General features: G+C 25.6%; 7 protein-coding genes. All 7 read left to right on the forward strand.

The genetic code is table 11. The features are described from left to right. Nucleotides 1-455: 455 nt before the first annotated feature. The 7 genes from Q0V15_RS10055 to Q0V15_RS10085 all read left to right on the forward strand — a co-directional run bounded on the left by Q0V15_RS10055 (nucleotide 456) and on the right by Q0V15_RS10085 (nucleotide 8,026). Nucleotides 456-605 carry a helix-turn-helix domain-containing protein gene (locus Q0V15_RS10055; RefSeq protein WP_297438588.1) on the forward strand — a complete coding sequence of 50 codons (150 nt, stop codon included), beginning with the start codon at nucleotides 456-458 and terminating at the stop codon, nucleotides 603-605. 147 nt (nucleotides 606-752) lie between these two features. Continuing rightward, nucleotides 753-1,475 carry a CRISPR-associated endoribonuclease Cas6 gene (cas6, locus tag Q0V15_RS10060; protein ID WP_297438590.1) on the forward strand — a complete coding sequence of 241 codons (723 nt, stop codon included), beginning with the start codon at nucleotides 753-755 and terminating at the stop codon, nucleotides 1,473-1,475. Nucleotides 1,476-1,492: 17 nt separating this feature from the next. Continuing rightward, nucleotides 1,493-2,845, forward strand: coding sequence for a type I CRISPR-associated protein Cas8a1/Csx8 (gene cas8a1 / locus Q0V15_RS10065; protein ID WP_297438592.1), 1,353 nt, complete (start codon nucleotides 1,493-1,495; stop codon nucleotides 2,843-2,845). Further along, a complete protein-coding gene (cas7i, locus tag Q0V15_RS10070; protein ID WP_297438594.1) occupies nucleotides 2,835-3,725 on the forward strand; it encodes a type I-B CRISPR-associated protein Cas7/Cst2/DevR in 891 nt (296 codons plus the stop codon). Before cas8a1 ends, cas7i begins: the two co-directional genes overlap by 11 nt. Continuing rightward, nucleotides 3,725-4,804 (forward strand): CRISPR-associated protein Cas5, encoded by a 1,080-nt coding sequence (cas5, locus tag Q0V15_RS10075; RefSeq protein ID WP_297438596.1) that lies wholly within the window; start codon nucleotides 3,725-3,727, stop codon nucleotides 4,802-4,804. Before cas7i ends, cas5 begins: the two co-directional genes overlap by 1 nt. Nucleotides 4,805-4,823: 19 nt before the next feature. Beyond that, complete coding sequence (gene cas3, locus Q0V15_RS10080; RefSeq protein ID WP_297438598.1) at nucleotides 4,824-7,073, forward strand: CRISPR-associated helicase Cas3'; 2,250 nt, start codon at nucleotides 4,824-4,826, stop codon at nucleotides 7,071-7,073. An 11-nt stretch (nucleotides 7,074-7,084) separates the two neighbouring features. After that, nucleotides 7,085-8,026, forward strand: coding sequence for a YafY family protein (locus tag Q0V15_RS10085; RefSeq protein ID WP_297438600.1), 942 nt, complete (start codon nucleotides 7,085-7,087; stop codon nucleotides 8,024-8,026). Nucleotides 8,027-8,264 lie beyond the last annotated feature (238 nt).

The following is an 8,264-nucleotide window of genomic DNA, read 5'->3' on the forward strand; positions in this document are numbered from 1 at the left end:
GTTTTATCTTAACCATAAGGAATGTAAAATTTGAATTATTGCATACACATAATTTATGTTCTATACGTTTTAACTTAACCATAAGGAATGTAAATAAATAATATTTAAATCTTAAAATAAATTTTAAAAAGTGCCATTGTAATTAGAATAGTAAAGACCGAGATGAAAGTGGATAGACTAAAGGGAGGATGGATATAATAATTATATAAAATTTAATTTTAATTATATAGAATTTAAATATGTTTATTTTTTTTAGGAAATTAATATTTTAACTATAAGGGAAAATATAGCAAGAAGTTGTTTAACTTCTTGCTATATTTTTTTGAAATTAAAAGAATTTTAAAGTTTGGGAGACATAGGTACAATAAAGAACAATAAAAAGCTAAATTGCATATTTGATTTTAAATCAGGGAATAGATATTATATACTTAAAAAAATAAACATAGGAGGAGTTAATGAAAATTATAAATAATAAAACAAATATTAAAATATTAAAATTATATAAAGATGATCCAACACGAAGTAAGCGTAAAATAGCAATATGTTGTGGAGTTTCTAGAAGTTATGTTTATTCTTTTATTAGAAAATATAAAGAAATCAATTAAAGTATGGAAATAGGGTACTATTAAAGTTTAGAATTAAATTAAAGGTTCGATAATGATTGTAGAAAGAAAGAATCATATTATTATCAATATTTATTTGTAGTACAATATATTCCAAAAAAGATGTAATATAGAAGAGGAGGTGAGAGTATGAAAATTATTGTTACTGGAAAAATGAAGGATAAGAAAATAAAAGTTGGATATAGAATGTTTTTTGCAAGTCTTATAAAAGATTGTCTGTCAAAATCTGATAAAGAATATTTTGAGGAGATGTACTTTTATGAGGGGAAAAAATCTAAAAAGTTAAAGCCTTTTACTTTTAGTGTTTATTTAGAAGATTTTAAAATAGGTAGTGAGTTTATTGATGTTAATGGAGATGTTAGATTAATTATTTCTTCACCTGATATGAAGTTTAATATTCTAGTTTTTACAGCACTTATGGGGCTTAGTTCTTATGGAGATTTTATAAAAACTTCTGTAAAAATGCAAAATGAAAGAAAAATTCATGAAAATGAATGTATCATGAAAACCTTATCGCCTATTTATATAAAAGATAAAGTAGGTAATGCACTTAGGTTAGATGATGAAAATTATAATGAGGTATTTTACTATTATGCTGATTTAATTTTAAAAATTTATAGAGGGTTTGGACTTAAAGAACCTTTAGAGTTTATACCTTTAAATATGAAAAAAGTTGTAGTTAAGGAAGAAATAAATGGATTTAGAGAGGTTACAAATAAGAAGTTTATATACTTTACTGCTTATTCAGGAACTTTTAAGTTAAAAGGAGATATAGATGATTTAAACCTTCTAATGGATAGTGGACTTGGATGTAGAAGATCATCAGGATTTGGAAATATAGATTTAGTATAGGAGGTGAGAGATAAAGTATGAAAACTTTAATTGAGAATGATGAAGTTTTTGATTGTAGTATAGAAACATCAGAGTGGAGATATAATGCAGCAATTGTTGGACTTATAAAATATTTTGATTATCTTCATAGAAAAGGAAGATTTGATAGAGCAGATGCATATGAAATGAATGATGATATTTTAAAGTATGATAGTAAACTTATAAATGAAGAGGATTATTTGCTTTTTGCAGAAGATTATTTTAGCAATGCAATGCATCATATCATAATAGAGTCAATACTAAGTGGAGAAGAAATTACAGAAGAACAATTAGTATTAGTTAATGAAAAGCTTAAAGCTAATTCTGTTATGAAATCTATTTTTGGAAAGCTTAGTTGTACTGTTGAAAATAAGGAAGAAATTTTAAATGTTGTAAATGAAAATAGACTTAAAATAATTAAGGAAACTTATAGAAATGGAAAAAGTTTGTACTCTAACTTTTCTAATAGCTCATTACTTTTATCAACAGATAATAAAGTATGTAGATTACTAGGGTATTACATTGATACAGCTAGGAAATCAAAAAGTATATCTTATAAGCAAAATTATAGTACTTTTGAGTTTAAAGATGATTTAGTATTTGATTTTATACCATTTGCTTTTACAAAAAGTTATGAAGCTTTCTTTATAAATAATAATACATCTATAAAGAACTTAATTAAGAGCAATTCATTGATAGAGCTTAGTGAAAACCCTAGAGAAACACTTTTTAATAGTTTAAAAGAGTCTACTGATTATATAGATTTTGACGTTGAAGTTATTACAAAGGATAGAGGAGAAGATTACTATAAGACGCTTTACATAAGAAAAAAAGCGCTTGATATTTTCAAAGATGTGAAAAATTATAAGGGTATACAGTTTGCATATAGAGATGATGCTAAAAATCCAAGATATATGGAAAGACCAATTGTTGATTCTATATTAAATGGAATTAAACTAGATCCTATAATTGAGATGCTGTTAAAATCAAAAAATAATTATAGCTATAATATAAAGACGATTATAGAGATAAATATATTAATTTATGGAGGTAGTAAAGAGATGAATAATAAAATGAAGTCAGCTTTTATTTCAGCAAAGCAAGTAGCAGAGAAGCTTGAAAAAAATAAGCTTAATAGTTATAGACAAAAGCTTATAAGTGCAATAACTTTTAAAGATTCTAGTAAAGTATGTGAAATATTGATACAGTTATCAGCTTACTCAGGTGTACAGTTTACTTTTGTATACGATTTGTTTGAAAACTATGATGAGAGTAAAAATTTAATTTATACATTTGCTAATGCACTTGTAAAAGAAGAGAAAAAACAAGGAGGAAATGAAAATGGAAAATAAATCATTAACACTTACAGTAATAGCTAATATGACTTCAAATTATGGTGAGGGACTTGGAAATATATCATCAGTTCAAAAGGTTTTTAGAAATGGAAAGACATATGCATCAAGAAGTAGAGAGAGTATCAAAAATGCAATTATGGATCAGAGTGGTATGTATAATGATTTAGAAACTGTTGTTGATAAAAAAGTTAATCAGAAAGTTGTGACAAAAGATTTGAATGCAACTAACTGTAGAGCTTTAGAAGGTGGATATATGAATACTATGGAGAACACATATATCAGAAAAAGTTCATTTTATTTAACAGATGCAATTTCATGTAGTGAGTATGTAATTGAGAGTAGATTCCATAATAACTTATATCTTGCAAGTAATTTTGCTAAAAATAATAATTTGAATTTACAGGCAGATGCAGGTAAAACAGGACTTATGCCATATCAATATGAGTATGATAAAGGTATGAAATTATATAGTCTTACAATAGATTTAGATATGGTTGGAACAGATGAGAATTTTGCTTCAGAAGATGCATCAGTAGAAGAAAAAGTTGATAGAGTAATATCACTTATAAATACAGTTGAGAATTTATCTTTAGTTGTAAAAGGTAATTTAGATAATGCAGAGCCTATATTTGTAGTTGGTGGACTTGTTAAAAGAAAAACTCATTACTTTGAAAATGTAGTTAAGCTTAGAAATAATAAGCTTGAACTTACACAAGACTTAAAAGATAGAGCAGCAGATGGGTGCAAAGTAGGACTATTAGAAGGTGGAAACTTTGATAATGAAGTGGCTATAAAAGAAGAATTAAAAGCTGTTAGCATTCATAATTTCTTTAGAGATTTAGAAAAGCAAGTAAAAGAATATTACGGTGTAAAATAATGAAAGCTTTAAGACTTGTATTAACTCAAAGTTCTGCAAATTATAAAAAAGAAGAAACATCTACAAATAAAATGACTTACCCACTTCCACCTTATTCAACAGTTATAGGAGCAATTCATGTAGCTTGTGGGTACAAAGAATATAAACCTATGGATGTAAGTATACAAGGTAGATATGAATCTTTAAATTTAGAGCCATATACTGATTATTGCTTTTTAAATTCAATTCAAGATGATAGAGGAATACTTATTAAGTTTAAAAATAGTAAGTTTTTATCAACCGCTTATGATAAAGTTGGAAAAGCTTTGAAATCTCAAGGTAATAGTTTTAGGGTAGGCACAACTATTCATGTTTATAATGAAGAGCTACTTAAAGAATATAGAGATTTGAAAGATTTAAATGATAAGCTTGATAATTATAAAAAAACTAGCTTAAAAGATGAACTTGAAAAAATTAAAGCTCAAAAAAAAAGTTTGGCTGCTGACAAAAAAGCTTTTAAAGAAGATAAAGTTAAACTGCAAGAAGTTAAGGATAAAGAAATTGAAGTTAAAAATTTAGAAAAAAATATAAAAGAAAAATTTGAAACTTACAAAAAAGAAAATTATACAGAGCCTTATTCAAAGTTTGCTACACTTACAACTTCTTTAAAGTATTATGAGATGCTTAATAATATAGAACTTGTTATTCATATAAGAGCTGATGAAGAAACTCTTATAGATATAGAAGAAAATATTTATAATTTAAAATCAATAGGTAGAAGTGAAGATTTTATTGATATTAAGGAAGCTAAGATAGTTGATTTAGCATCTGAAATAGAAGAGGGTATGAAAAGTGAGTATTCTGCCTATGTAGATATGGATTTAGTTAAAGAAGAATATATTTTCCCCAAATTAAGAGAAGATATAAATTATAATGGAACTAAATATTATCTAAATAAAGATTATAAAATTGAAGGTAGTAAAAGAGTATTTAATAAAAAGAAAGTTTTGTATATTTCTGAATATGAAGTTGATGAGGGTACAGATAATTTACTATTTGATATAGAAGATGATAAAAAGTATATAGTTAATTTTATGTAAATAGGAGGTATGAGATAATATGGATTTAAGTAAATATAAAGCAAAACCTAATAAATCTATAAGAGAACATACAGATGATTTGATTCATAACCTTGAATATTTATCAAAACTAGGTTATATAAAAGATATTGAATTATTCAACATAGTTAGAGTTGCTTGTGAATATCATGATTATGGCAAGGCTAATAGAGAGTTTCAATACAGAATTATAAACCAAACAAAGTTTGATACTGATAATGAGATTGCACATAATGTGTTATCTCTTTATTTTATAGATAAAAGTAGTTTCAAGGTAGAAGATGATTATTTTAGGGTGTGTTTTGCAGTAGCATTTCATCATTATTATTGTGATGTTTTTGAAGTGTTACAAGAAGAAAAAACTAAAAAATTGATAAAAAACTTATTAAGTGATTTTAATGATACTTATGATATAAAAAGAAGAAGTATCAAAAGAATAAAAGAGATAATGGGTGATGAAAAAGCAGTTCTTATTAAAGGATTTGTTAATAAGTGTGATTTTAGTGCTAGTGGTGGAACTGTTATAGAATATAGAAATGATTTCTTAAATGATAGTTTAGATGGTTTATTAAATTCTTGGAAAGAAGAAAATAAAGATTCAGATTGGAATGACCTTCAATATTTTTGTAAAGAAAATAAAGAAGAAAATATAATAGTAGTAGCTCAAACAGGGATGGGAAAAACAGAAGCAGGGCTTCTTTGGATAGGAGACAATAAAGGTTTTTTTATATTACCATTAAAAACAGCTATAAATGCTATTTATAATAGAATTTCAAGTGGTATAGTTACTGAAAATATAGAACAAAGAGCTGCACTACTACATTCAGATTCTTTATCTTACTATACAAATCATGCAGATGGAGAAAGAGATATTTTAGAATATCATAGAACAAGTAAACAATTATCAATTCCTCTTAATGTAGCAACACTTGATCAGATTTTTGATTTTGTTTTAAAGTGTCATGGATATGAGGTAAAGCTTGCAACGTTATCATATTCAAAAGTAGTGATAGATGAAATTCAGATGTACAGTGCTGATTTACTTGCATATTTAGTATATGGAATTAAGACTATTATAAAATTTGGTGGAAAAGTAGCTATACTTACAGCAACACTTGCACCATTTGTAAAAGATTTTTTAGCTAAAGAAGGCTGTAATTTTAAAGAAGCTACATTTGTTAATAACCTTAAAAGACATAATATAAAAATATATGATTCAAAAATTGATAGTAGTTTAATATTTGATAAGTATGTGGAGAATAAAAAGAAAAATATAAGCAATAAAATATTAGTAGTTTGCAATACTATAAAAAAAGCACAAGAAGTTTATAAAGAACTTGAATTTAAAGGGATTAATAAATCAGAGATTAATATATTCCATAGTAAGTTTATAAAAAAAGAGAGAGCAGAAAAAGAAGATGAAATATTAAAATTTGGTGAAACAGAAAATATAGGTTCAGGAATTTGGATTTCAACACAAATTGTAGAAGCTAGTTTGGATATAGATTTTGATTATTTATTTACAGAACTTTCAGATATAAATGGTTTATTCCAAAGACTTGGAAGATGTAATAGAAAAGGAAAAAAATCAGTCTGTGAATACAACTGCTATATATTTTTAAATGTAGATGAAGGAATTTTAACAAATGGTGAAAAAGGTTTTATAGACAGACAAATTTACACACTTTCAAGAAATGCTATCAAAAATATAGATGGTGTATTATCAGAGCATGAAAAAATAGAAATTATAGATAAAACACTTACAACTGAAAATATTAAAGGTAGTAAATATTGGGCTGAGTATGATAAATTCTTAGAACAGATTAAAGAAGTAACTCCATATCAATTTGATAAAAAAGATATTAAATTTAGAAATATAGTTTCATTTACCTTAATGCCAAATTGTATTTATAAAACTAATCAAGCTGAAATTGATGGGATTTTTGATGAACTAGAATTTATGGTAAGTGAGCTTAAAGAATTAAATAATAAAGATATGGAGAAGAAAGAAAAAGAGGAAAAAATTAATGAAATGAAGCTTAGAAAAGTTATATTAATTGATAGAGTGAAATTATTTACAGTTTCAGTAAGTCAGTTTGATATGGAATATCTAGGGAAATATTTATTAATTAGGGAACTAGAAATAAGCAAATTTGAATCAATACCAGTTGTTGATTGTAAGTATAATCAGCTGGGTTTTAGTAGAGATTCTAAAAGGAAAGAAAAAGATTTAGATGATCGCTGCTTTTAAAAGGAGGAATTATGAGTAAACTTGCTAATACTATTAAGATGATGGTAATGCTTAAATCAAATAAACTTATGTCTAGAGAAGAAATAGCAAGAAATTTAGGCGTAAATATAAAAGAAATAACAGCATATAAAAATGCTCTTAGTGAAGTTTTTGATATAGAAACAGTTAAAGGTAGGTATGGTGGCTATAAACTTGCTAATGCGTATTTTCCGTTTAAAGCAATTCTTACAGAAACAGAAATGATTGAATTAAAAATTCTTGTAGATAAACTTGAATATTCAGAAGATAATAATGAAAAATTTAAAAAAGTTATAGATAAAATAAACTTTTCTATATTAAATTCAGATGATTATTCAAGTGGAGATATAATATCTTACTCAAGACGTAATAAAGATATTTATAATGAGGAAATAGAACTTAAAATTTACAAAGCTGTTTTAGATAGAAAAATAATAATTATTGAATATTTAAGTAATCAGAACGAAGTTAGTAGAAGAAGAGTACAACCTTATAAATATTTTGTTTATAGAGGGGAATCATACCTAGTTGGTTATTGCTTAGAAAAAAATGCTATAAGATTCTTTAAATTTATAAGAATTAAAGAATGTACAGTAACAGGATTTATATTTGAAAGAAATAAAGATAGAGAACTTGAAGTAGAAGAAAGAAAAAATAAAGGATTAGGAATATTTGATCAAGAAGAATATGATTTAGAAATTGAAATAAGCCCACCAATGTCTAATTCTATAAAAGAAAGAATTTGGGTAGAAAATCAAGAAATAATAGAACTTGAAGATGGTAAAATATTATTTAAAGCACAGATGAAAGGTGAACATTCAATAATATCTTGGATACTTACAATGAGAGAATTTGCAAAAGTAAATAAACCTGATAAACTAAGAGTAAAAGTAATAGAATCAATGGAAAAAATGCTAGAAGCACATAGAAAATAATATGAAAAATTAGAATTTGCAGTAGACCTCTTTTTTAGAAAAAACTCTGTAAGTCTTGAAAAGACTAAGCTTGTAGTGATTTTTATAAAAAATGAAAAAACACGACCGAAGGTCTACTGCAAAATAAAAGTAGGAAGTAGTGAAATAAGGTGGAAAAGAGCCTGTGAATGGCTTTATTACGTTAATTTTTTAGATGAAAATTTCGGGTTTTATCTTAACTATAAGGAATGTAAATTAT

Source organism: uncultured Clostridium sp. (assembly GCF_947036855.1).
In the GTDB taxonomy this organism is placed as follows: Bacteria; Bacillota; Clostridia; order Clostridiales; family Clostridiaceae; genus Sarcina.